The following is a 24,226-nucleotide window of genomic DNA, read 5'->3' as shown; positions in this document are numbered from 1 at the left end:
GACAGTCAAACCGCACCAGCCAGCCTCACATGATTTCTCAAGAGTTTGCCGGTGCCGCCGAAGGCGGCCAGGCTGCATCGCTCCCGCGCTCGGAGCGTGCCTACCAGCAACTGCGCGCCGCCATCCAGGCGGGGCAGCTATCTCCCGGCACCCGGCTGCGCGAAGTGGAACTGGCGGAATCGCTGGGCTTGTCGCGCACCCCGGTGCGCGAAGCGCTGTCGCGGCTGGAATCGGAAGGCCTGGTGGTCAACGAGCCCAACCGGGGCATGATGGTGACGCAGCTCGACGCCAGCATGGTCAGCGAGCTGTACGTGATGCGCGAGGTGCTGGAAGGCACCGCCGCGGCACTGGCCGCACGCCATGCCACCGATGTGGAGATTTCGCTGCTGCGCGATATCGTCGAGCGCGACCTCGCGTTCGCCGACGATCCGGACCGGCTCGCGCAGAACAACCGGCTGTTCCACGAAACCCTGCACCGCTGCGCCCACAACCGCTACCTGCTGAAGAACCTGCGCTCGCTGCACGAATCGATGGCGCTGCTGGGGCGCACCACGCTGGCGGTGCCCGGCCGCGCGCGCAGCTCCTATGAAGAGCACACCGCCCTGGTCGAAGCGCTGGAAAAGCGTGATCCGGCGCAGGCCGAGCAGATTGCCCGGCGCCATATCCAGCAGGCCTACAAGGTGAGGCTGTCGCTTTGGATCCAGGAGCAGTCCGGCAGCTGAGCTTGCGGGCCAGGGCGCTTCAGGCAGCCGCCTGCGCCCGCGCCGTGCGCAGCGTGCCGACGCTCAGCACCGCCAGGGCAAGCAGGATCAGCACCACCGCGTACAGCGTCTGCGGCGCGATCACCTCGCCGCCCAGCCAGGCGCCCATCGCCAGCGCCACCGGCGGATTGACGTAGACATAGCTCGTCGACAGCGTCTGGCCGACCGTCGCCACCAGGTACATATAGGCAGAGAACGCCACCAGCGAGCCCGCCACCACCAGGTAGACCCAGGCCCAGCCGGCCTGCGCGCTGATCGACCCCAGCGACACCGGCCATGGCTCCTGCCGCAGCGCCGACAGCACCAACAGCACCACCCCGCCGATCAGCATCTCCGCGGCAAAGGCCGCCGCGCCCTGCGGCAGTTCGAGCCGGCGCACCAGCTGCGAGCCGAACGACCAGCTCGCCACCGCCAGCATCAGCGCCACCACGCCACCCGCGCTGACGCGGAATTCCGCCCCCGCGGTCAGCACCACGATGCCCGCGCTGCCGATCGCAATCGCCACATACTCGTACCACTTGGGGCGCTGGCCGAAGCAGGCCGCCCAGATCAGCGCAAAGATCGGCATCGAGCCGATCATTACCGTGGTCGCGCCCGACGAGATGGTCTGCTCGGCCATCGCGGTCAATCCCATGCCGCCTACCAGCAGGAACAGCGCCGGCACCGCGCAGTTGCGCAGCTGCCGCCACGACGGCATCGGCGTGCCGCGCCACGCCAGCCAGGCGGCCAGCAGCAGGCCCGCGCATAGAAAGCGCGTACCCGTCATGAACAGCGGCGGAAAGCTCTCCAGCGTAAAGCGGATCGCCAGATAGGTCGTACCCCAGACCACGTAAGTGATCAGCAGGCACATAAGGACAAGCGGGGGCATGGTCGCGGACGGTTCTGCAAAGGCATCCAAGATAGCCTTTGGCCGCGCCACGACAAAACGAAAAGGTCTGGCAAGCCTTGTCAGAGTTGCTCACAAGGCACGTCGACCTGCCTTGCGTAAAGCGAGCAGGCAAAACAAAACCGGCCGCGTCTTGCCCGTGGCGGGCGCGCGTCTGGCCGGTTCTACAACGCAGCCACCAGGGCCGCGGGTACTGCAATACCGCTGGAAACTGCTTAGCCGTTGGCGTAGACGACCTTGGCCTTGCGGGCTTGCGACTGCAGGCGCGCGATGACTTCCTGCACCGCGGCGATGGCGCGCTTGGCGTCATGCACGAAGCCCAGGCTTTGCTTGCCGAGCTCGCGCTCGATGAGGTCGCGTTCCAGTTGATCGGTCAGCTTGATATCGGATTGGGTGTTCATGGCTTCCTTCCTTGCTTGTTGCTGCGGGATTACCCTCATGGGGTTTTCCCGAATTGTAGCAAAGGAATTGTCGCAACGCAGCATTAGGTAATAGTGCGTATGCGGGAAAGCAACGGCACAACGGAGGCGGCCGCCCGCAGGCGGCCTTTTGGACACACTGGGCTAGCCAAGTCACCAAAAAGACTGGCGCATGCTTTACCGGTCACCCATCGACCGAGGGACTGCCACCCGTTGCTCCCACAGCGGAGAACGCGCCTTATCATCCAGACACATAGACCTGAAGTGACGAGGTGCGACTGCCGCGGCAACGGCAGTCCGCGACTCGGCCAACGGAGCAGATTGCAATGTCAGGCGACCTGGTGATTCGGAACATGACGCGCGCCGAGCTTGATCAACTGATCGGCTGGGCGGCAACCGAGGGGTGGAACCCCGGCCTTCACGACGCGGCGCTGTTCTGGGCCACGGACCCGGATGCTTTCATCGCAGCCGAGCTGGATGGGGAGCTGATCGGCGGCGGCGCGATCACGTCCTACGGCGGCGCGTTCGGCTTTATGGGTTTCTTTATCGTCCGTCCGGCCTTTCGCGGCCGGGGACTGGGCAACGCGCTGTGGCATGCGCGCCGAGACCGGCTGATTGCCCGCCTGCGGCCCGGAGCCACCATCGGGCTGGATGGCGTTTTCGCGATGCAGGATTACTACGCCAGGGGTGGCTTCGTTTTCTCCCATCGCAATCTGCGCTTTCGTGCCGAGGTACCGGATAGCCCGCCCCAATCGCCCCTCTCGCCGGACGCGTCGCGCCCGGATGACGTGATCGTCCCGCTGGAAGCGGTGCCCTTCGACGACGTGCTGGCATACGACCGCACGTGCTTTCCCGCCGCGCGCGAGACCTTCCTGCGCGGATGGATCCGGCAGGAGGATGGGCTTGCGCTCGGTTGTCTGCGACAGGGACGGCTGGGCGGATTCGGCGTGGTGCGCCGGTGCGGGGAAGGCTGCAAGATCGGGCCGCTGTTTGCCGACGACGCCGAAGCGGCCGAAGCGCTTTACGAACGCCTGGCCGCCTTTGCGTCGGGTGGCCCGTTGTTCCTCGATGTCCCGGAAAACCACCCCGCGGCCATGGCGCTGGCCCATCGGCACGGCATGGCGGAAGTCTTCGGCTGCGCGCGCATGTATCTGGGGCCTGCGCCGGGCCTGGTGCACAAGCGCATCTTCGGCATTACTACCTTCGAGCTGGGATGATGCAGGCACGCGACCTCGCCGGCTACGGCGGCTCCCCGCCCCATCCACGCTGGCCCGGCGGCTCGCGCGTGGCGGTGCAGTTCGTGCTGAACATCGAGGAAGGCGCGGAATCGTGCATCCTCAACGGCGATATGCGCTCCGAAGCGTACCTGCACGAACTGCCCGGACGGCCGCCGCGTGAGGCCGGGCGCGACTGGAGCGTCGAAAGCATGTACGAGTATGGAGCGCGTGCCGGCGTCTGGCGGTTGCTGGATCTGTTCGCCGAGCGCGGCCTGCCGCTGACCGCGTTCGCGGCCGGTCGCGCGCTGGAGCTCAATCCGCGGATCGGACAGGCACTGAGTGCGGCAGGACACGAGGTTGCAGGGCATGGCTATCGCTGGATCGATTATCGGGACGTCCCGGAAGATGAGGAGCGGCGCCATATCCGCCTGACCATCGCGGCAATCGAACGCACCTGCGGCAGGCGGCCGGTAGGCTGGTACACCGGGCGGGTCAGCGCCAACACGCGGCGCCTGGTCCATGAGGAAGGCGGGTTCCTTTACAGCTCGGATGCCTACAACGATGACCTGCCGTACTGGCTCTGCAGCGCCCCACCGCTGCTGGCAATCCCGTATACGCTGGTCAACAACGACGCGCGCTATCTGCTGCCTGACGGCTTTGCCTCGGGGCAAGATTTCTACCGCTCGCTGCGGGATGCATTTGACCAGTTGTGGCACGAGGGGGCGCGCGCGCCGAAGATGATGAGCGTCGGTCTGCATCCCCGCATCAGCGGCCATCCGGCGCGCGCCATGGCGCTGGCACGCTTCCTTGACGACGTACGCGGCCATGACGCCGTGTGGATCTGCCGCCGGGAAGACATCGCCAGGCACTGGCTGACCGAGCATCCGGCGTAGCGTGGCTCCTGGTCGGGCGGGCTACCGACGCGCCCTGGCAAGTGTCTGCCCCTGATCGGCTGACAAAACTGAAGGCAGACGTCCGGCTGCCTCAGTTGCAATCGGCTTCGCATTGCGGGAAAAGCGGCAGAAATTGTCAATGAATGGGCAGGTTCGGGTAGTGTCGAACGCTCCCCGCGGCGCTACGATCACCAGACATAGCGACCGCCGGCGGCCTACGTCAGCTTATTCCGTGCCGCCCTCCATCGGCTTCGACGTCCGCGACGGCGTCCTGCATGCAATCTGTGCGTGCCATCCAGGCAGCGCCCGATCCGGTGACTGCGATCGCACGCTATGTTGACAGGCTGGGCTGTGCCCGCAGCTCCATGGCCTCAACTCCACCAGACACTTCAAAACTCTCAAACCCTAAGGCGTTAAGACATGGCAATCAAGACAGTAGGCATCGTCGGTGCCGGCACCATGGGCAATGGCATCGCCCAGGCCTGCGCAGTGGCCGGCCTGAACGTGGTGATGGTCGACATCAGCGACGCCGCGGTGCAGAAGGGCGTGGCCACCGTGGCGGGCAGCCTGGACCGGCTGATCAAGAAGGAAAAGCTGACCGAGGCGCAGAAGGCCGATGCGCTGGCGCGCATCCAGGGCAGCACGTCGTATGACGACCTCAAGGCCACCGACATCGTGATCGAGGCCGCCACCGAGAACTACGACCTGAAGGTCAAGATCCTCAGGCAGATCGACGGCATCGTCGGCGAGAACGTGATCATCGCGTCCAACACCTCGTCGATCTCGATCACCAAGCTGGCCGCGGTGACCTCGCGCGCCGGCCGCTTTATCGGCATGCACTTCTTCAACCCGGTGCCGGTGATGGCCCTGGTCGAACTGATCCGCGGCCTGCAGACCAGCGACGCCACCCACGCCGCCGTGGAAGCGCTGGCGAAGGAACTGGGCAAGTACCCGATCACGGTCAAGAACAGCCCGGGCTTCGTCGTCAACCGCATCCTGTGCCCGATGATCAATGAAGCCTTCTGCGTGCTGGGCGAAGGCCTGGCCTCGCCCGAAGAGATCGACGAAGGCATGAAGCTGGGCTGCAACCACCCGATCGGCCCGCTGGCGCTGGCCGACATGATCGGCCTGGACACCATGCTGGCCGTGATGGAAGTGCTGTACACCGAATTCGCCGATCCGAAGTACCGTCCGGCAATGCTGATGCGCGAGATGGTGGCTGCCGGCTACCTGGGCCGCAAGACCGGCCGCGGCGTGTACGTCTACAGCAAGTAATCGTTACTTGCCCCCTTCTATTGGAGATTTAGAGCATGACGCGTGAAGTCGTAGTGGTGAGCGGTGTCCGTACCGCGATCGGGACCTTTGGCGGCAGCCTGAAGGACGTGGCGCCGGCCGAACTGGGCGCGCTGGTGGTACGCGAGGCGCTGGCCCGCGCGCAGGTATCCGGCGACGACGTCGGCCACGTGGTGTTCGGCAACGTGATCCAGACCGAGCCGCGCGACATGTACCTGGGCCGCGTTGCCGCGGTCAACGGCGGGGTTTCGATCAACGCGCCCGCGCTGACCGTGAACCGCCTGTGCGGCTCGGGCCTGCAGGCCATCGTCAGCGCCGCGCAGACCATCCTGCTGGGCGATGCCAACGTCGCCATCGGCGGCGGTGCCGAAAGCATGAGCCGCGCCCCGTACCTGGCGCCCGCGGCCCGCTGGGGCGCCCGCATGGGCGACGCCGGCCTGGTCGACATGATGCTGGGCGCGCTGCACGACCCGTTCCACCGCATCCACATGGGTGTCACGGCCGAGAACGTGGCCAGGGAATACGACATCTCGCGTGCGCAGCAGGACGAAGCCGCGCTGGAATCGCACCGCCGCGCGTCCGCCGCGATCAAGGCCGGCTATTTCAGGGACCAGATCGTCCCGGTGGTGAGCAAGGGCCGCAAGGGCGATGTGACGTTCGACACCGACGAGCACGTGCGCCATGACGCGACCATGGACGACATGACCAAGCTCAAGCCGGTGTTCGCCAAGGAAAACGGCACCGTCACGGCCGGCAATGCCTCGGGCCTGAACGATGCCGCCGCCGCAGTGGTGATGATGGAGCGCGCCGAGGCCGAGCGCCGCGGCCTGAAGCCGCTGGCGCGCCTGGTCTCGTACGGCCATGCCGGTGTCGATCCGAAGACCATGGGCATCGGCCCGGTGCCGGCGACGAAGATCGCGCTGGAACGCGCCGGCCTGCAGGTGGCGGACCTGGACGTGATCGAAGCCAACGAGGCCTTCGCCGCGCAGGCCTGCGCCGTGACCAAGGCGCTGGGCCTGGACCCGGCCAAGGTCAACCCGAATGGCTCGGGCATCTCGCTGGGCCACCCGATCGGCGCCACCGGCGCGCTGATCACGGTCAAGGCGCTGTACGAGCTGCAACGGGTGCAAGGCCGCTACGCGCTGGTGACGATGTGCATCGGCGGCGGGCAGGGCATTGCCGCGATCTTCGAACGCGTCTGAGGTTCGACTTGCGCCTGGATTGCCGATCAAGATGTCAAGGCGATCCAGGTCCTTTGGCAGGTCTGCAGCTTGATTCAGGGTGCGCGGCAACGCGTCCGCGCACGCGGCCGTGATCGTTGAAGCGGGCGCACTCCGCCAGTACGGCTGCAGCCGTTGCCATGCCGGCGTCCTCGAAGCCATCGATGGCGATCTTCGAGAACGCCTGCAGGAAGTAGGCCGACTTCGCCGCAACCACGACATCGCAGGCCAGCGCGAGCGACGCGCCGCCGCCCGCAGCCAGGCCGTTGACAGCCGCAACGCTCGGGACTGGCAGGCTTTGCAGCTTCATGACAAGAGGCTTGAAGTACCGCTCGACGTGAGCGCCGATATCGGGCAGCTTTCCGTTCACGATCTGCATCGCCGGATCGGCCAGATCCTGGCCGGCGCAGAACGCGCGCGGGCGTCGAGCGCCGTGGCGGCACCATCGGCACCCCGCTCCTTCAGTTGATACGTTATTTGCCGGTGAACTGCGGCGAGCGTTTGGCGAGGAATGCTTCGATGCCTTCACGCGCGTCCTCGGTGCGCGTGGCGCGCGAGAACAATTCAGCCTCCGCGCGCAGGCCGGCATCCAGATCCAGCCGGGCTGCAGCCAGCACCGCCTCGCGCGCCAGGTGGACAGCCGATGGCCGGTCTTCCGAGACTTCAGCCAGGTGCGCCTTGCCGACAGCGACAGGGTCGCCCGCCTCGACCAGCCGGTCGACCAGGCCGATCTCCAGTGCCTCGTCCGCGGCAATCATCCGCCCGGTGGTAATCAGATCCAGCGCCCGCGTCGTACCCACCAGCCGTGGCAGCCGTTGCGTCCCCCCATAGCCCGGGATCAATGGCGGCATGGCCGATGTGCACCTTGACGGCGCCGAGGGCGACGCCACCGCGGACACCGACGCCGCACAAGCCCGCTAAAAAAGCGGGCAGCATCCCGTCCTCATGCCGGCAGTGCGAAGGGATTGAACCCGGTGCGCTGATAGCCCTCCGCCGTTACGGCATGGTCCAGGGCCAGCGTGGCAAGATCATCGGCGACGGCCTCGGCTTGCCGGTCGCGTTCCAGTGAGATGACTTTCAGGTATCCGTGACACACGCCGCAGCATTCGGCGCGCACCGTGGCTTCGGCGGTGTCGAAGCTGAGGTAGTCAAGGTCCGCAGCGGCACCACAGTTGGTGCATTTCGCCCGCACCATGTGCCAGGCGCTCTCGCAGAGCGCGCAATGCAGATAGCGCAAGCCCTGGCGATCGCCGGTCAGGATCAGGCTTGCTACAGGCGCACTGCCGCAGGCCGGGCAAGACGCGTGCTCGGCAGGGCCACAGCCGGGCACGGGCACGGGCGCGGCGCGCACGGCGCTGGCGCGTTGCAGCGAGAGCGCGGCCCAAAGGAAGGGCGCGATCGCCGCCGGGACGGCGTCGAAGCGACCCAGGGTCAGCGCCTGGGCCGCGCCGAGGCGCTCCTCGTCCGGAAGGCCGCGCAGCACCGCTAGATGCGTGGCGACCGGGGCGGGGACATCGGGCGCAAGCCGCTCAATCAACCGGTCAAGCAGAAAACCCAGATGCCCCTGCTGCAGAATGGCCCTGGCGCCTGCCGGTCCGGATCCGCCGGCGTCGGGCACAAGCGATGCCTGCACCTCGGCCACGCGGGCGGCCAAGCGCAGGTAATCGGCGTGATCGTGGCCTTCGGCCAGCGTGCGCAGGCGCGCGGCGCGGCGGCCGTAAAGACCGGCAAGGTCTGGCTGGATCTGCGGCGCGAAATTCCGGGATGCCTCGCCCGATGGCAGCCCGCCTGGCGGCATCGGATGCGGGCTCATGACCGACGGCCCTTCGCTTCCACCTCTTTCGCCTCTTTCGCCTCTTTCGCCTTCACCTCGCCATACCAGCGGTCATGGTGCTGCCTGGCCCAGGCCTGTGAAACATAGCCCGTCACCATGCCAGTGATCGAACCGCGGACCCAGAGGGCCAGATAGATGTGCCCCACAATCAGCAGGATCAGGCCGATCCCTGCGACGGAATGGGCCAGGATCGCCAGGCGGAGCACGGGAATCGGGAAATACTCGGCGAAATAGGCGCGCCACATGATCAGCCCGGTGATCAGAAGGGCCAGTATCGAAGCCATGATGAGCCAGAACAAGACCTTCTGGCCGGCGTTGTACTTGCCTATCCGCAGCGGTTCGCCACCATGCCGGTTCAGGAGCACGTCCCGGACGCGGCGGAACCAGATCGCGTCGGTGCGCGCGGGCATGTTGTAGCCCACAAAGCGCACGAACATGTAGCAAAGGCCAACGAAAACCGCGATGCCGAGGAACGGGTGGAGCAGCCGCGCCATCTGCGGCGTGCCAAGGAATCCGCTCATCCAGCTCACCATCGGGAAGAACCACGAGATACCCGAAACCGCAGCGAGGAAGAAGCAGAACACAATCGCCCAGTGGCACAGCCGTTCGGCGAACTTCGTGCGCAAGATCCTATCGTTGTTGGTCGCCATCTCCGCTCTCCGCCTATGCTGCGCCATCATCCGGGCCATGGTGCCCATCCGATTCGGTGGTGTTGGGGCCGACCGCCATGAAATGCGCCGCCATGCCCACGACCACCGCCGCGCCAACGACGGCCGCGCCAGGTTGCAGGCCATCCTTCCAGCCCGAAACGACCGTGCTGATCTTCGGGTCCTTCGGCAAGCCCGCGTAGCGCTTGGGGTCATCGGCATGCTGCAGCACGTACATCACGTGGGTGCCGCCGACCCCCGCCGGGTCATACAGTCCCGCCTTGGCAAAGCCGCGCTCGTTCAATTCGGCCACGCGCTCGGCCGCGAGGGACTGCATCTCTGCCTTCGAGCCGAAGCTGATGGCGCCGGTCGGGCAGGTCTTGACGCACGCAGGCTCCTGCCCGACCGAGACGCGGTCCGAGCACAGCGTGCACTTGTAGGCCTTGTTGTCCTTCTTGGAAATGCGCGGCACGTCGAAGGGGCAGCCGGCCACGCAATAGCCGCAGCCGATGCACAGGTCAGACTGGAAGTCGACGATGCCGTTCGCATACTGCACGATGGCGCCGGGCGCCGGGCAGGCCTTCAGGCAGCCGGGGTCCTCGCAATGCATGCAGCCGTCCTTGCGGATCAGCCATTCCAGCTTTCCAGCCTGGTCCTCATGCTCGGTAAAGCGCATCAGGGTCCAGGTGTCGGGCGACAGATCGCGCGGGTTGTCGTAGACGCCGACATTCTCCTGCACCTCGCCGCGCAGGTCGTTCCATTCGCTGCAGGCGACCTGGCACGCCTTGCAGCCGATGCAGGTCGATACGTCGATCAGCTTGGCCACTTGCATCTGATGGTCACGGATCCGAGGGGCCGGTGTCAGCTCCGACGAGGCCGAGCGACGGATGATGTTCTGCGAGTTCATGCCTGTGCTCCCGCCATCTTTTCAATGTTTACGAGGAATGCCTTGAATTCCGGAGTCTGTGAATTGGCATCGCCAACGCCAGGCGCAAGCGTGTTGGCGAGATAGCCCTTGCGCGTCGCTCCCTCGAAGCCCCAATGGCACGGGATGCCGATCTGCTCGACCGCCTGCCCGGCCACCTGGAGCGTGCGCATGCGCTTGGTCACCACCGCCTTGGCAGTGATGTAGCCGCGTTTGGTCGTAATCTTCACCGTGTCGCCATGGGCGATGCCCTTGTCCGCGGCCAGCTTCTCGCCGATCTCGACGAACTGCTCGGGCTGGAGCATGGCGTTCAGATGCGAGTGCTTGGTCCAGTGGCGGAACAATTCCGTGATCGAATAGGTCGTGGCGACATAGGGAAACTCGGTGCGGTTGCCCATGCGCTGCGCATCGTTCTGGAAGATGCGTGCGGTCGGATTGTGGGTGACCTTTGCGTGCAGCGGGTTCTTCCCGATCGGGCTCTCGACCGGCTCGTAATGCTCGGGGAAAGGGCCGTCGATCATGCCTCCGGCCGAGAACAGGCGCCCCACGCCTTCGGGCAGCATGATGAAAGGTCCGATCGGTGAGCCGGGTGCCGCGGTGAGCGGAAAGTCGGGCACGTCGGCACCCACCCATGTCTCGCCGTTCCAATGCAGGATCTGGCGCTTGGGGTCCCAGGGGTTCCCCATCTCGTCCATCGAGGCGCGGTTGTAGAGAATGCGGCGGTTCGCGGGCCAGGACCAGGCCCAGCCCGGCGTGTTGCCGAGACCGGTGTCGGTGTTGTCGCGCCTGGCCATCTGGTTGCCGGCCTCGGTCCAGGAGCCGGTGAAGATCCAGCAGTAGCTCGAGGTGGTGCCGTCGTCGCGCAGTTGCGCGAACGAATCCAGCAACTGGCCCTTGCGCAGGATCTTTTTCCCGGTCTCGTCGAATACATCCGCCAGCGCGTAGCCGTTGGCTTCCTTGGCCATTTCCTCGGGATGGGGGCTGCAGGGATCGTGATAGGTCTCCTCGTCCCAGGTCATGTGCAACACCTGTTCGGGGCAGGCGCCGCCCTCTTTTTCGTAAAGCCGCCGCAGCTCCATCATGATGCCGCCAAGGATGGCCGGATCATGCCGCGCCTCGCCCGGCGGCTGCTGGCCCGCGTAGTGCCATTGCAGCCAGCGGCCCGAATTCACGACGGTCCCGTCTTCCTCGGCAAAGCAGCTCGACGGCAGCCTGAAGACCTCGGTCATGATCTCCTCGGTCCTGACGTCGTTGAACTTGCCTTCGTTGCGCCAGAAGTTGGAGGTCTCGGTCACCAGCGGGTCGATGACCACCAGGAACTTCAGCTTCGACAGCGCGGCCGAGGACTTGTTCTTGTCAGGCATTGCCGCCAGCGGATTGAACCCCTGGACCACGTAGCCGTTGACCTTGCCCTCGTACATCAGGTCGAAATAGGCCAGCATGTCGTAGCTGCGGTCCCATTTCGGCAGCAGGTCAAAGGCCCAGTCGTTTGCCGCCGTGGCATGTTTGCCGAACAGGTTTTTCTGCAGCGAGACGAAAAACTTCGGCAGGTTTTTCCAGTAGTTCACCTGGTCGGGCAACATCGCTTTCGGCGTGGCATCGGCCAGGAACTGCCTGAGCGTCTGCTGCCTGTCGGCGGGCAGGTCCATGTAGCCCGGCAGCCGCAGCGACAGCAGGCCCAGGTCGGTATAGCCCTGGATGTTGGAATGGCCGCGCAGCGCATTCACGCCGCCGCCGGACATGCCGACATTGCCCAGCAGCAGCTGGATCATCGCCGCGCCGCGGATGATCTGCGCGCCGCCGGTGTGGTGCGTCCAGCCGAGCGCGTAAAGCCAGGTGAGCGTCTTGTCCTTCGCCGAGCACGAGCCGACGATCTCGGCGATCTGCAGGAAATCGGCCTTCCTGACGCCGGTGATCTCCTCGACCTTCTCCGGCGTGTAGCGTGAGACGTGCCGCTTCAGCAGGTTCAGCACACAGCGCGGATGGCGCATCGAGGGATCGCGTTTCGCGTTTCCCCGTGCGTCGAGCTCATAGGTCCAGGAGGCTTTGTCGTAGACGAGCTTTTCGGGATTGAAGCCCGAGAACAGCCCTTCGTCGAAGCCGAAATCCTCGCGCACGATCAGCGGCGCGTTGGTGTAGGCGCGCACGTAGTCATGCTGGATCTTGTCGTTCTGCAGAAGCCAGTTGACCATGCCCATCAGGAAGGCCGTGTCCGACCCCGCCCGGATCGGCGAGAAGATATCGGCAACCGAGGCCGTGCGGTTGAAGCGCGGATCGATGACGATGACCTTGGCCTTGTTTTTGATCTTGGCCTCGATCACCCATTTGAAGCCGACCGGGTGGGCCTCGGCCGGGTTGCCGCCCATGACCATGACGACATTGGCATTCTTGATGTCCACCCAGTGGTTCGTCATCGCGCCGCGGCCGAAGGACGGCCCCAGCGCCGAAACCGTTGGCCCGTGGCACAGGCGCGCCTGGCAGTCCAGCGCCAGCATGCCGAGTGAGCGGGCGAACTTGAAGTCGAGCACCCCCGTTTCGTTGGAGGCCGCCGACGAGGCGAGCATGCCCGAGCTCAGCCAGCGGTTCACCAGCTGGCCCTTCTCGTTGCGCGCGATGAAGTTCTTGTCGCGGTCGTCCTTCAGCAGCCGGGCGATGCGCCTGGTCGCTTCGTCCCAGCTGATGCGCACCCACTCCTTCGACCCCGGCGCGCGGTATTCCGGATACAGCAGCCGGTTCCTTGAATGGACAATGTCCAGCAGCCCCGCGCCCTTGGGGCAGAGCGAGCCACGGCTGACTGGATGATCGGGATCCCCCTCGATGTGGAAGATGCGGGGTTTCGCATTCTTTGCGCCGTCACCGAGCGAATACATCAGCAGGCCGCACCCGACCGAGCAATAGGTGCAATTGTTGCGCGTCTCCTTCGCACGCAGCAGCTTGTAGGGGCGCACGCCGGCGGGGGCCTGCGCCCAGGCCGTACCCATGCCCAGGGCCGAGGCCGTGACGGCAACGGGGCCTGCGCCGAGAATCTTGAGGAACCGCCGGCGTCCGATACTGGTGGTGCTTGTCATGTCTCCTCGCCTTGCCGGGCTTGCTGACGTGTCCGCCGAAGCCTCTGTGCTTATTGTTCCGCGGCTGATGCAAGAGACATCTTGAGCTGACTCGTCGCCTTGGCCGCAATGCTGATCGCAAGGCAGTGGGCATGCGCACAGCGACCCGGAGAATCGTGCGGCAGGACCAACGCCTTTCGCCCAAAGATATCCGTCCGCTCACTTAAGGTAAATTCAGCGATTCTTTGCCGGTCTATAAGAGATTGCTTAAGTAGCGCGGCGGCTACCTCATCAACCCGGCGCGTGCCAGGCCGGTCGACCGTGACGCCGCGGTCCGCTCGCTCAGGTGCTCACCCGGCCAGGTGCCGGTGCCTCACGCCGGGAACCGACATGCCAATCTGCAGAATCTCGCCGGCAGTTGAATCGGTCACGTAAAGCGTGCTTGCATCGGGTCCGCCGAAGGCGACGTTGGTCAGCGAATGGCCAGCAGTGCCACGGATCACCTCGACCGGCTCGGCACGATGATTGAGCACCCAGACATAGGCAAGGCCGGGATTGGCAACAAGGAGGCGGCCATCGACATCCATGGCGAGGCCGTCCGGCCCGCTGGGACCATATGACGTAAAGAACTGCCCGGCCTTGGATACGCTGCCGTCCTCCTGCAAGGGCATGCGCCAGACGCAGTTGCCCCGTGTGACGGCAACGAACAGGAAGCGCTCGTCCGGTGACAGCACGATGCCGTTCGGACTCGGCACGTTGGAAAGCAGCAGTTCGAGGCGCCCTTCGCCAGTCAGCCGATACACGCGGCCGCTAGGGTCATGCAGCCCCGTTTGCCCCTGGTCCGTGAAATAGATGTTTCCCTGAGAGTCCAGCGTCAAGTCGTTGACGCCCTTGAAGCTTTCGGTATTCCGGCGCGGCAGGTACGGCCGGACGGTACCCGTTCGCACGTCAACCTCCATCAGCCCGTTGCGGTAGTCCGTGACAAGCAAGGACCCGGCATTCAGGAATTTCATCCCGTTGGGCTCGCCGTCCCATTCGGCAACCAGGTCCCAATCGCCCTTCTGGTCGATCCTGAAGATCCGGCCATTGGGAATATCGGTGACGTACAGGTTGCCGGCATCGTCGAAGACGGGGCCTTCCAGGAAGGAATCGCTTTCGCGCCCTCCCTGGTTCGCCCTGGACCATTCGGTTCGCCGCGGGTGGCGATAGCGGGCAGGCAGGCTGGAGAACGACGACGCTTCACGTATGACCGGCGAATTCAGTAGAAACATGTCTCGACACCTGTTGATCGTCCTGTTGCAGCGGCGCGCCCATTACTGCTTCTGAAACCCCGTCCCGCGTGCAACCTTCCCCCAGAAGGCGGTCCTGCTGGCCACTTCGGTCCTGAACGTGCCGGCATCCCAATAGCCCGGCTCGGCACCGATACTCTCAGCATAGGCCTGCATGTCCGGCGTCGCCATCGCCTTGGACACCTCGTTCTGGATTCGCTCCAGCACGTCGGCGGGCGTGCCCTTGGGCGCCCACAAGCCGGTGAAATTGGTGACACCGTAGCCCTTGACACCGGCCTCCGCAAAGGTGGGCACGTTGGCCAGCGCGGGCAGGCGTTTCGTGCCGCTGACGGCCAGCACCGCCAGCTTGTTACCCTTGACCTGTCCGATCACGCCCGGAATAGAAGCCATCTGGAAGTCGACGGTACCGCTCAGCAACGCGATGGTTGCTTCGCCGGCGCCTTTGAATGGCACATGCATGAAGTGCGTTCCCGCGGCGAGGCCCAAGGCTTCGCTGGCGAAATGCGGAGTCGAGCCCGGCCCGCCCGACCCGTAGGAAACCTTGTCGTCGGACTTCGCCGCGGCAATCAGGTCGGCCAGCGTCTTGTACTTGCCGTCAGCCTTGACCACCACGCCCATCGGGGCGAACACGTATGCCGCGACAGGTTGCAGGTCCTTTGCGGCATCGAAAGGAAGCGACTTGAAGATGTGGGGCAACAGCGCGTAGGTCGTATCGTTGGCGAGCAGCGTGTAGCCATCCGGCGCGGCGCGCGCAACCTGGGCCGAGCCGATCGTTCCGGTCGCGCCTGCCTTGTTTTCGACATAGAAGCTCTGGCCCGTCTGCTCGGTGAGCCGCTGCGCCATCTTGCGGGTGACGGCGTCCACGGCGCCGCCAGGCGGGTAAGGAACGACGATCTTGACCGGCTTGGCTGGCCACCCCTGGGCTTGCGCCGCCGTCGACATGGCGGCAAGCGCGGCAAGTGCCAGCGCCCGGAGCAGCGCAGCTCCGATGTTCATCTGTTTCATGCTGTCTCCATCTTGCGAACGTTCTTGTCAGGGAGTACTGCGACTAGTGCGGTCCAAGCGCCGGCTCGGCCAGCCTGCGCAGGACCGCCAGGGTATTGTTCGCCGCTGCGACACCCATATTGACGTAGGCCGCGCTGGTCACGCCACCGATATGCGGACTGAGCACGAAGCCCGGCTCTCCCTGGAAGGCATGCGGCACCTGCATCGGCTCGCGCGCAAAGCTGTCCAGGCCGGCAGCGGCGACGTGGCCCGAGCGGACGGCTTCGAGCAGCGCCGCTTCGTCGATCAACCCGCCGCGCGCAGTGTTGATCAGGATCACGCCACGCTTGCACTGTGCCAGTGTGCCGGCATTGACCATTTCCCTGTTCTCGGCCGTCAACGGGCATTGCAGCGAGATGACATCCGATCGTCTCCAGATCTCTTCCAGCAGCACGGCTTCGATATGGTCCGGCAAGTCCGTGGCAAACGGGTCGAAGCCGATCACGCGCATGCCGATGGCGTCGCACATTCTGGCGAACCGCCGCCCGATCGCGCCCAGGCCAATCAGGCCGATGGTCAGGCCATTCAGCTCCAGGCTCTTGTGCGTGGCTTTGTCCCAGTGGCCGGCATGCATGCGCGCGTCCAGTTGCACCACCGACTTGGCGCACGCAAGCATCAGCGCCAGCGCGTGTTCTGCAACGGCCGCGGCATTGGCCCCGGCAGCGGCGGTCACCTTGATGCCGCGCGCCTCGGCAGCGGCCTTGTCGATGGTGTCGGTTCCGGTGCCGTGCTTCGAGATCACCCGCAAGGCGGGGGCCGCGTCCATGACTTCGGCCGTCACGGCGCCATAGCGCACGATGATGCCGACAGGATTGTGCTTCGTTGCCAGCGCGACGAGGTCGGCGGTCTGGGGTGTCCTGCCGGCGAAAACGACCTGATAGTCGCCCAGCAGCGCCAGGGCTTCCGGTGCCAGGTCCGCACCCGTGACGATAATGACTGGCCGGTTCATCACAATGCTTCTCCCTCTTTCAGGACGCCGGCGGTCACCAGCGATGCCAGCAGCCACGGCGCGGTGGTATTGCCCTCCTTTATCTGTTCGATGCGCCTGGCCTCCGCCTCTTCCTTCTTCGCCGCGGCGTCGAGCAGGGCCTCGATCTTCTCGCGCTCCACCACGACCAGGCCATCGGCATCGCCGCAGATATAGTCGCCCGGGTTCACCGTCACGCCCCCGACGGAAATCGGGTGTCCGATGCGGCCGCCGACTTCCTTGGTCGGACCATTGGGATTCGTGCCCACCGAGAAGACCGGGAACTGCATGTCGTCCAGCTCGAGGCTGTCCCGCACGGCGCCATCGAGGACCACACCCGCCAGGCCGCGCTGGCGGGCGGCATGCATCATGATGGTTCCCATCAGCGCCGAGGTCTGGTCGCCCTTGCCGTCCACAACCAGCACGTCGCCGGGCTGCGCAAGCGCCAGGGCTGCGTGGATCATCAGGTTGTCGCCCGGACGGACTTCGACAGTGAATGCCGGACCGGCGACTTTCATGGTCGGGCGCAGGGCCTTGATCCGGCCGTGCAGGGCGCCGCGGCGTCCGCCGACATCCGACAGGATTGCGGGCTGGAACCTGGCGGCGCGCGCGATGATGTCAGCGGGTACGCGATCGAACGATTTGATGATGTTGGGCAAAGCCATGACGAACTCCAGCGAAATTTGAGAAATGGTTGGATACGGTGCCGCTCAATCCAGCTTTGTGCCGGAGGCTTTGATGACCGCCGCCCAGCGTCCGATGTCCTGCTTGATCAGCGCGGTGAATGCTTCGGGTGTGCCGCCGAGCACCGATGCCCCTTGTTCGTTCAGCTTGCTGGCGAGTGCCGGGGATTTGAGCGCCTTGTTGAACTCGGTATTCAGGCGCATCACGATTTCCTTCGGTGTCGCGGCAGGCGCGACGAAGCCGAACCAGGTCGCCGTCTCGAAGCCGGGATAGCCCGACTCGGCAACGGTCGGCACCTGGGGCAGGTCTTGCAGGCGCTTCGATGAGGTCACCGCGAGCGGCCGCAGCTTGTTGTTCTTGATATGCCCGAGCAGCGTCGGCACGGACGCCATGTACAGGTCGACTTGCCCGCCCATCAGGTCATTGACCGCCTGTGCCGCGCCCTTGTACGGCACATGGGTGAACTTCACTTTCGCGGTGCCTTGCAGTTGCTCGCCACCGAGGTGCGCCACCGTGCCATTGCCCGGCGAAGCAAAATTCAGCGACCCGGGCTTTGCCCTGGCGGACTGGATTGCGTCCTTCATCGTCTTGTACGGCGAGTTGACGTGCGTCACCAGCACCAGCGGCGCGGAAGCGACCAGGCTGATCGGCGCAAGGTCCTTCAGCGGGTCGTACGGCAGCCGCTCGTACAGCGAGGGATTGATGGCAAGGTTGCTGGTCTGCCCCAGGGCAATGGTGTAGCCATCGGCAGGCGCCTTGGCTGCCGCGTCCACGCCGAGGTTGCCGCCGGACCCCGGCTTGTTCTCCACGACAAAGACCCAGCCGGTCGACCTGGCGACGGTAGTGGTCACTTCCCGCGCGATGATGTCGGTGCCGCCGCCGGCGGGAAACGGGACGATGACCCTGATGGGCTTGCTCGGATACTGCGGCGCGGCATGAGCCGTGGCGGATGCCAACAGGATGCCTGCAATGGCCAGGAGGCCGCGACGGGATATTGCCTTCATTGGTGTCTCCGAATCTGGTTTCGTTGTGAGGCTTCGTTGTGATTGGATTGTGGTCGACCGTTTCACGTCATACAATGCCGTTTCATACCGTGCACCGCATTTCGCGTCATGAACCGGAAAAGTGATACACAGGTCGCCTCAACCGGCGATGAGGGGCCGAGCGCCGTGATTGCGGTGACGCGCGCGTTACGCGTGCTGGAAGCCTTCGGGGTCAATGACCCGCACCTGTCGCTGGCCGAACTGAGCCGGCGCACCGGCATCCACAAGACCACCGTGCTGCGGCTGGCCCGGACGCTGGCGGCGGACAACTACCTGGTGCAGAAGGAAGACGGCAACTGGCGGCTGGGGCGCGCCGCGGGATGGCTGGGCGCGTGCTACCAGGCAACGTTCAATGTGCAGGAAGTGGTGGAGCCGGTCCTGCGGGAACTGACGATCCGGACCGGCGAAAGCGCTTCGTTCTACATCCGCGAGGGTCAGCAGCGCACCTGCCTGCTCCGGGTCGAAGGGCCGCAGGCCATCCGCCATCACGTCAGGATCGGCGCGGCACTGCCGCTGGACAGCGGCTCGCCCGGCCGGGTCATATTGGCGTTCTCGGGAGAGCCGGGCGAGCCCTATGAAATGATCCGGCGCCGCGGATTCCACCTGTCGCTCGGCGAGCGCGAACCCGAGGTCTCCAGCGTCTCCGCGCCGGTGTTCGGATTGCACTGGCGCCTGCTGGGCTCGATGTGCATTTCGGGACCGACTTCCCGGCTCAGCGAAGCGCGGTTGCTCGAGCTGGCGCAGACCGTGGTCGACGCCGCGAACAAGCTGTCGTATGCGATGGCAGGCAGCCAGCGGCCCGCCATGCAGTTGGAAAAGCCGTCGACCTGGCATCCCTGACGCGCAGGACCCGACGGATTACCGGCTCAGAAGAAGTGCCGGATCCCGGTGCGCAGCAGCAGCTGGTTCCGGTTCGAGGAGACCCCGTACAAGGTCACCGAGCCCTGCGCGAATGCCGGCGCCTCAACACGCACAACAATATTCTTGTCCTGTTATTGAATGGATTTCACTGCCCGTGGGCGCGCTCGTGCGCTGCGCCCGGTTCCGGCGAAGCCGGTGCCCTGGCACGTTGCCCGCGCGTAGCGAGCCAACACAGGATGGAGCCGGCGCAGACCATGGATGCGCCCTTCCAGAATGCGATCGACAGCGGCGTGCGCAACAGCATGGCCGCCAGCGCGGCGGAAAGGACCGGGATGAAATAGGAGGCGCCGGCAAGTACCGTGACATTGCCGTGCAGGATGCCGACGTTCCAGGCAGCGTAGCCAAACCCCATCGCGGAGGCTGCCAGCGCCAGGTACAGGATGGCCTCATAGCTGAACACCATTGCCCCGCCGTCGCCGGTGAAGTACTTGATCCACAGCGCCAGCGCCGTCAGCATGAAGAACAGCGTGACGCCATTCTTGCCGCCGGCGATGCGGCTGGTCACGGTGCAATAGGCCGCCCAGATCATGGCGCCCGCAAAGGCCAGCCCGTAGCTGAGCGGGTTGTCCTGGATATTTGCCGCCATCCCGGCGAAGTCCAGTCCCTGGTCGCCGCCAAGCACCCGGCAAATGCCAAGGACGGCAATCGCAAATCCGGGAACGACCAGCAGGTTCGATTTCTGGCCGTTGAATGCAATGGCGCACAACATGGTAAAGCTCGGCCACAGGTAGTTGACCATGCCGACCTCGATGGCCTGCCTGCCGCTGTTGGCATAGCCAATGGACAGGGACAGGCACAGCTCATAGGAAACGAACAGGAGGCTTCCCCAGATGAGGTAGCGCCGGGGAAATTCACCTGGCTTGACGAAGCCGACAGTCAGCCAGAGCAAGGCCGAGGCAACGGAATACATCATGGCCGCGCCGCCGGTTGCGCCAAGGCTTTCGCTGACGCCACGAATCAGGCCGACGATCGAACTCCATAACAGGATCGCGATCAGCCCGATGAGTGTTGCCTGACGTTTGCTTCGGATGACACCTGCTTGCATTGAACGGATGACCTCATGAGGGACGATGGGAGGAAAAAATGCGGGAGCGGACTCCGGCGAGTCGCGCATGATACGTGTGTTGCGGCGCGACCGGGCATCGCGCGAGCGCCATGCCCGGTCCCGGACGGGACCCGGGGCATGGCTCGCCATGTCACTCAGCTGTGGCCCGACCGGTCCGATACGTCGATCCAGATGGGGCCAGCGCGATGGCTTCGTCCACGCTCTGGAAAGTCGTGACCGAAAGGACCGAAATGGGCTTCGCTGACCAGCGCACCGATCCGATGGTCCGGATCGGGGCGATTACCCATCTTCCACTCGCGCATCTGGACGCAACAGGCTCGCCACATGCACGCCCGCATGTGGCGTGCATGCCGCTACTCCAGCACCACGCCATTGGCCTTGATCACCGCGGCCCACTTGCGCACTTCCGCATCGATGAACCGCGCAAATCCGGCACTGTCGCCCGGCTCGGGCTGCAATCCCAGCGCCGCCAGCTTGCTGCGCATATCCGCGTCGGACAGCACCGCGCTGGCATCCTGGTTGAGCTGGCGCACGATCGCCGCGGGCGTCCCGGCTGGCGCCATCAGGCCGAACCAGCCGTAGCCGGTCACGCCGGGACAGCCCTGCTCGACTAACGTGGGCGCATCGGGATAGACCGGCGTGCGCTGCTCCGACGCAACCGCCAGCACCCGCAGCTTGCCCGCCTTGATAAACGGCAGCGCCGTCGTGATGGCGGTCAGCGTGGCATCCACCCGGCCGGCCAGCAGCTCGGTGTAGGCGGTGGCATCGCCGCGGTAGTGCACGTTCAGCACCTTGAACTTCGCCTGTGCGCCGAACAGTTCCGCCGTCAGGTGCGGCCCCGACCCGGCGCCGGGCGAGGCAAAGGTCACGCCGTCCGCTTTCGCGCGCGCCAGCTTGACGAAATCCGCGACCGAGCGCGCCGGCGAATCCGCCTTGACGATCAGGAACACCGGGCCGAGCACGCGCGGCCCGACCGCGACGAAATCCTTGTGGATGTCGTATTGCTGCGGCAGCCCGGCCGCCGTATTGATGGCAAACGGCGCGGCGGCCCACAGCAGCGTGTAGCCGTCGGGGGCGGCGCGCGCCAGCGTTTCGTTGGCGACCCGGGTGCCGGCGCCCGGCTTGTTCTCGACCACGAACTGCTGGCCATACTTGCGGCTCAGCGCTTCGGCCAGCAGCCGCGCCGAGGTGTCATTGGACCCGCCGGGGCCATACGGCGAGATCAGCCGCACGGTGCGCGCCGGATACGCCTGCGCCAGCGCGGACAGCGGCGCCAGCGCGGGCGCCGCGCCCAGCAGCATCACGTCGCGCATGCGTGCCAGCAGGTCCCTGCGCGATATCTTGTCAGCAGTCATCGTCATGCCTCCACGGCCTGGATCCCCGGATACGAAAAGGTCTTGCCAAGGTGCGCCGCGCCCGGCACGTACAGCCGCAGCGCCACGTAGAAGGGCCCTGCCGGCGCCGGCAGCCAGTTGCCGTGGCGCGCCGCGTCGCGTGGGGCCGCGGCGCCCAGGTGCAGGCGCAGGCTGCCGTCCGGCTCGTAGCGCAGGCTCGGCGAGCGGTCGCCCAGCGAATAGCGGGCGATCGGGTTCTCCACCAGCATGCAGTCGCCCTTGTCGTACATGGTCAGCGACCAGAACGCGCCCACCTGCGGCAGCTGGCCGGCGGGGAACGCCAGCTCGTGCGGCTCGTTCCCGTCGAGCTGGCGGCCGTGCGCATCGCAATCGGCGATGATGTACATGGCCTCTTCCATGCCGAGCGCGCCGATGTAGTTGCGCGCCACCTGCGCGCGCTCGGCATAGCGCGTGCCGAACGACGCGCCGATCTCGACCGGCAGGTTCCAGCCGCCGCCCAGCGCGGAAGGCATCGGCCGGGCCAGTTCGGCCAGCACCTGCTCCATGGCAGCGGCCAGCAGCGCCACCTGCGTTTCCTTCAGCGGCACGCCCTCGCTCGCGGCACCGAGGCCGAGCGCGGCGAAGGCCTGCACTGTCGCCGCCTCGTCTGCTGGCGGCGGGTTCTCGCGCAGCGCGCGGTTCACCACGTCGGCATAGCGCCGCACCTGCTGCGGCGACGCGCCGAGGTGTTCGTTGGGCTGCATGCCGACATCGTACGCGCGCACCGCGTCGCCGCCGTCCGGCAGCGTCAGCCGGAAGCGGTCCTGCAGCGCATGCACCGCGGGCAGGTCGTCCGGGCCGTCCACCAGCAGCCGGCCCAGCAGCCACACCGCATCGGTCGGACAGGCGATGGCGGTGGCGCCAGCCGGGGCTTCGCCCTGCCAGCCGGGACCGTGCAGCAGGAAGCGCCCGGCCTGCGTGCCGGTGGTGCGACTGCCGATGTAGGCGAACGGGTTGGTATAGAAATCGAGCAGCCCTAGCACGTAGTAGCGGCCGGCGCTGTCCGGCACCTCCAGCAGCAGCGGTCCCTGCGACAGGTCGAGCCAGGCGTTGCTGTACAGCGTGTCGTTGTTGGGCGTGACCACCTGCCGGTGCTGCGGCCCGAGCAGCTGGCGCGTGTGGAAGAACTGGTTGACCCAGCGCAGCGTGCCGTCGGGGCGCGCGTCGGCAAAGGCGCCTTCACGGCGGCGGCGCGGGCAGGTGGCGGCGCGCATGCGCGCCATTTCGTAGAGCGGCAGCGTGTACAGCACTGCCTCGCGGGCCAGCGCGGGCAGTCGGGAACCGGCGAAAGAATCGGCGGATGAATCGGCGGATTTTGTCATGGAATCTCGCTCCTCAGGCAACCCGGCGCACCGGCGGAATGCGGTACTCGCCCGCGATAAAGGCCGGCGCGGGATGGTACAGGCGCAGGATCAGGTAGAACGGGCCCGCGGGAGCGGGCAGCCAGTTGTCGGCCTGTTCGGCCTGTTCCGGCCGCCGGTGCGAGATCGGGATGACCAGGCTGCCGTCGGGCTCCATGCGCAAGCCGGGCGTGCGGTCTCCCACGGCGTAGCGGCCGATCTCGTTGGCGCTGAAGAAGCGGTCCTCACCGTACAGCGAGACCGACCAGAACGCCTGCGCCGGCGGCAGCATGCCGGGCGGGAAGCTCAGTTCGTATGCCTGCGCCCCATGCAGGGGCTCGCTGTCGGCATCGAAATCGGCCATCGCGTAGATGGCTTCGTCGGCGCGCAACGCGCCCAGGCCCTTCATCGCGGTGCAGGCGCGCTGCAGCCAGTCGTCGCCATAGACGCCGAGCTTCAGGCTGTAGCCCCAGCTCTTGCGGCCCTGGCTGCGCGTATGCGCCTCGATCAGCTGCATGGCCTGGCGATACGCGTTCTCCAGGCCGGCGCGGACTTCCGCGCGCAATGCCGTGACGTCGACCTCGCCCTCCAGCTTCAGGCCGGCCTTGCGCAGCAGCGTGAACGCGCCCAGCTCGCGCTCGGCGGGCGGGTACTCGCGCAACGCATTGAACAGGTTCTGGAAGAAATCGAGCGCCTCGTTGCCGGTATCGCGCCAGTCGCGCACGCATTGCGGCATGGGCTTGCCCGGCGCCTCGAGCGCGAAGCCGCTTTCGAATGCATGGGCCGCGGCCAGGTCGTCAGGACCCTGCACCAGCACGCGCCCCAGCAGCCATACCAGCGAGGTCGGACAGGCCACGACATGCTCGCCTTCAGCGTGCTGGCCGGGGCCGACCAGCGTCACCGTGCCGCCTTCGGCCGGCACGGTGCGCGGGCCCAGGTTCTCGAAGTTGTTGGTCCAGGCATCGAGCAGCTCCACCACGTAGTAGCGGTCGCGCTGTTGGTCGCACTTCGGCAGCGGCGGCACGCGCAGCGTGACCGCCCCGTCGGCCAGGTTGGCCCAGCCGCAGAAATACAGCAGGTCATTGGCGGGCGTGACGACGTCGCGGTCTTCATGCGTCCACTGGCGCTCGCTCGCCGACAGCGTGTTGACCGGGGCGCGGCCATAGCCGGTGGCCTCGCTGACTGCGGTCTGCAGCTTGCAGGTACGGATCGTTTCGACCAGCGGATAGCCGTAGATCGCCAGCGGTATGGCGGCGGCGGCGACCAGCGCTTCCTGGCTGGAGCTGTAGACGGGTGCGGAGAAGAACTGTGGCGCGGGATGGTTCATGCAGGGCTC

General features: G+C 66.0%; 22 protein-coding genes and 1 pseudogene. 6 read left to right on the top strand and 17 right to left on the bottom strand.

Going from position 1 to position 24,226, the window contains the following annotated elements:
- Nucleotides 1-29 precede the first annotated feature (29 nt).
- Nucleotides 30-722, top strand: a complete 693-nt coding sequence (locus tag AC5WJ1_RS25650) for a GntR family transcriptional regulator (RefSeq protein ID WP_133094386.1) — start codon at nucleotides 30-32, stop codon at nucleotides 720-722.
- Nucleotides 723-741: 19 nt separating this feature from the next.
- Here the strand turns inward: AC5WJ1_RS25650 and AC5WJ1_RS25645 are convergent, their stop codons facing one another.
- Both AC5WJ1_RS25645 and AC5WJ1_RS25640 read right to left on the bottom strand, forming a co-directional pair.
- The gene (locus tag AC5WJ1_RS25645) at nucleotides 742-1,629 is read right to left on the bottom strand and encodes an EamA family transporter (protein ID WP_494476665.1); all 888 of its coding nucleotides are present in this window, start codon (nucleotides 1,627-1,629) and stop codon (nucleotides 742-744) included.
- Nucleotides 1,630-1,862: 233 nt separating this feature from the next.
- Complete coding sequence (locus tag AC5WJ1_RS25640; protein WP_135702917.1) at nucleotides 1,863-2,048, bottom strand: hypothetical protein; 186 nt, start codon at nucleotides 2,046-2,048, stop codon at nucleotides 1,863-1,865.
- Nucleotides 2,049-2,392: 344 nt separating this feature from the next.
- On the opposite strand from AC5WJ1_RS25640, the gene AC5WJ1_RS25635 reads away from it, so the two are divergent.
- The 4 genes from AC5WJ1_RS25635 to bktB all read left to right on the top strand — a co-directional run bounded on the left by AC5WJ1_RS25635 (nucleotide 2,393) and on the right by bktB (nucleotide 6,671).
- Entirely contained in the window at nucleotides 2,393-3,283 is an 891-nt protein-coding gene (locus tag AC5WJ1_RS25635; RefSeq protein WP_135702918.1) for a GNAT family N-acetyltransferase, read from the top strand.
- Nucleotides 3,280-4,176, top strand: coding sequence for a polysaccharide deacetylase family protein (locus AC5WJ1_RS25630; protein WP_218959532.1), 897 nt, complete (start codon nucleotides 3,280-3,282; stop codon nucleotides 4,174-4,176). Before AC5WJ1_RS25635 ends, AC5WJ1_RS25630 begins: the two co-directional genes overlap by 4 nt.
- A 420-nt stretch (nucleotides 4,177-4,596) precedes the next feature.
- Nucleotides 4,597-5,451 (top strand): 3-hydroxybutyryl-CoA dehydrogenase, encoded by an 855-nt coding sequence (locus AC5WJ1_RS25625; protein WP_135702919.1) that lies wholly within the window; start codon nucleotides 4,597-4,599, stop codon nucleotides 5,449-5,451.
- A gap of 35 nt (nucleotides 5,452-5,486) precedes the next feature.
- Nucleotides 5,487-6,671: a beta-ketothiolase BktB gene (gene bktB, locus AC5WJ1_RS25620; RefSeq protein WP_135705033.1), complete on the top strand. Its 1,185-nt coding sequence runs from the start codon at nucleotides 5,487-5,489 to the stop codon at nucleotides 6,669-6,671.
- Nucleotides 6,672-6,705: 34 nt separating this feature from the next.
- Here bktB and AC5WJ1_RS25615 read toward each other — a convergent pair.
- The 11 genes and pseudogenes from AC5WJ1_RS25615 to AC5WJ1_RS25565 form a co-directional block, all read right to left on the bottom strand.
- Nucleotides 6,706-7,107: pseudogene (locus AC5WJ1_RS25615) on the bottom strand (enoyl-CoA hydratase-related protein); the annotation flags it as partial.
- Nucleotides 7,108-7,162: 55 nt separating this feature from the next.
- The gene (locus tag AC5WJ1_RS25610) at nucleotides 7,163-7,540 is read right to left on the bottom strand and encodes an enoyl-CoA hydratase/isomerase family protein (RefSeq protein ID WP_195427119.1); all 378 of its coding nucleotides are present in this window, start codon (nucleotides 7,538-7,540) and stop codon (nucleotides 7,163-7,165) included.
- Between the two features lie 92 nt (nucleotides 7,541-7,632).
- Nucleotides 7,633-8,502, bottom strand: coding sequence for a formate dehydrogenase accessory protein FdhE (gene fdhE / locus AC5WJ1_RS25605; protein ID WP_494476664.1), 870 nt, complete (start codon nucleotides 8,500-8,502; stop codon nucleotides 7,633-7,635).
- Nucleotides 8,499-9,173 (bottom strand): formate dehydrogenase subunit gamma, encoded by a 675-nt coding sequence (locus tag AC5WJ1_RS25600; protein WP_494476663.1) that lies wholly within the window; start codon nucleotides 9,171-9,173, stop codon nucleotides 8,499-8,501. Before AC5WJ1_RS25600 ends, fdhE begins: the two co-directional genes overlap by 4 nt.
- Before the next feature lie 13 nt (nucleotides 9,174-9,186).
- Nucleotides 9,187-10,077: a formate dehydrogenase subunit beta gene (fdxH, locus tag AC5WJ1_RS25595; RefSeq protein ID WP_494476662.1), complete on the bottom strand. Its 891-nt coding sequence runs from the start codon at nucleotides 10,075-10,077 to the stop codon at nucleotides 9,187-9,189.
- The gene (gene fdnG / locus AC5WJ1_RS25590) at nucleotides 10,074-13,163 is read right to left on the bottom strand and encodes a formate dehydrogenase-N subunit alpha (protein ID WP_494476661.1); all 3,090 of its coding nucleotides are present in this window, start codon (nucleotides 13,161-13,163) and stop codon (nucleotides 10,074-10,076) included. The genes fdxH and fdnG overlap by 4 nt, the downstream gene beginning before the upstream one ends.
- A gap of 329 nt (nucleotides 13,164-13,492) precedes the next feature.
- Nucleotides 13,493-14,413, bottom strand: coding sequence for an SMP-30/gluconolactonase/LRE family protein (locus AC5WJ1_RS25585; protein WP_135702925.1), 921 nt, complete (start codon nucleotides 14,411-14,413; stop codon nucleotides 13,493-13,495).
- A gap of 42 nt (nucleotides 14,414-14,455) precedes the next feature.
- Nucleotides 14,456-15,436: a Bug family tripartite tricarboxylate transporter substrate binding protein gene (locus tag AC5WJ1_RS25580; RefSeq protein WP_135702926.1), complete on the bottom strand. Its 981-nt coding sequence runs from the start codon at nucleotides 15,434-15,436 to the stop codon at nucleotides 14,456-14,458.
- Nucleotides 15,437-15,479: 43 nt separating this feature from the next.
- Entirely contained in the window at nucleotides 15,480-16,424 is a 945-nt protein-coding gene (locus AC5WJ1_RS25575) for an NAD(P)-dependent oxidoreductase (RefSeq protein WP_135702927.1), read from the bottom strand.
- The gene (locus tag AC5WJ1_RS25570; RefSeq protein WP_135702928.1) at nucleotides 16,424-17,107 is read right to left on the bottom strand and encodes an RraA family protein; all 684 of its coding nucleotides are present in this window, start codon (nucleotides 17,105-17,107) and stop codon (nucleotides 16,424-16,426) included. Before AC5WJ1_RS25570 ends, AC5WJ1_RS25575 begins: the two co-directional genes overlap by 1 nt.
- Before the next feature lie 45 nt (nucleotides 17,108-17,152).
- Nucleotides 17,153-18,130 (bottom strand): Bug family tripartite tricarboxylate transporter substrate binding protein, encoded by a 978-nt coding sequence (locus AC5WJ1_RS25565; RefSeq protein ID WP_135702929.1) that lies wholly within the window; start codon nucleotides 18,128-18,130, stop codon nucleotides 17,153-17,155.
- 108 nt (nucleotides 18,131-18,238) lie between these two features.
- On the opposite strand from AC5WJ1_RS25565, the gene AC5WJ1_RS25560 reads away from it, so the two are divergent.
- Complete coding sequence (locus tag AC5WJ1_RS25560) at nucleotides 18,239-19,009, top strand: IclR family transcriptional regulator (RefSeq protein WP_133094370.1); 771 nt, start codon at nucleotides 18,239-18,241, stop codon at nucleotides 19,007-19,009.
- 166 nt (nucleotides 19,010-19,175) lie between these two features.
- On the opposite strand, the gene yddG is transcribed toward AC5WJ1_RS25560, so the two are convergent.
- The 4 genes from yddG to AC5WJ1_RS25540 form a co-directional block, all read right to left on the bottom strand.
- A complete protein-coding gene (gene yddG, locus AC5WJ1_RS25555) occupies nucleotides 19,176-20,120 on the bottom strand; it encodes an aromatic amino acid DMT transporter YddG (RefSeq protein ID WP_135703955.1) in 945 nt (314 codons plus the stop codon).
- Between the two features lie 389 nt (nucleotides 20,121-20,509).
- The gene (locus tag AC5WJ1_RS25550) at nucleotides 20,510-21,511 is read right to left on the bottom strand and encodes a tripartite tricarboxylate transporter substrate binding protein (RefSeq protein ID WP_494476660.1); all 1,002 of its coding nucleotides are present in this window, start codon (nucleotides 21,509-21,511) and stop codon (nucleotides 20,510-20,512) included.
- 2 nt (nucleotides 21,512-21,513) lie between these two features.
- Nucleotides 21,514-22,872, bottom strand: a complete 1,359-nt coding sequence (locus AC5WJ1_RS25545; protein ID WP_494476659.1) for a DUF1254 domain-containing protein — start codon at nucleotides 22,870-22,872, stop codon at nucleotides 21,514-21,516.
- Nucleotides 22,873-22,885: 13 nt separating this feature from the next.
- Nucleotides 22,886-24,217, bottom strand: a complete 1,332-nt coding sequence (locus tag AC5WJ1_RS25540; protein ID WP_195427108.1) for a DUF1254 domain-containing protein — start codon at nucleotides 24,215-24,217, stop codon at nucleotides 22,886-22,888.
- Between the last annotated feature and the right edge of the window lie 9 nt (nucleotides 24,218-24,226).

The sequence above is a fragment of the Cupriavidus sp. MEYA8 genome (assembly GCF_059278825.1).
The sequence above is the reverse complement of the archived record's forward strand: the minus strand, read 5'-3'. Positions and strand labels throughout refer to the sequence as shown.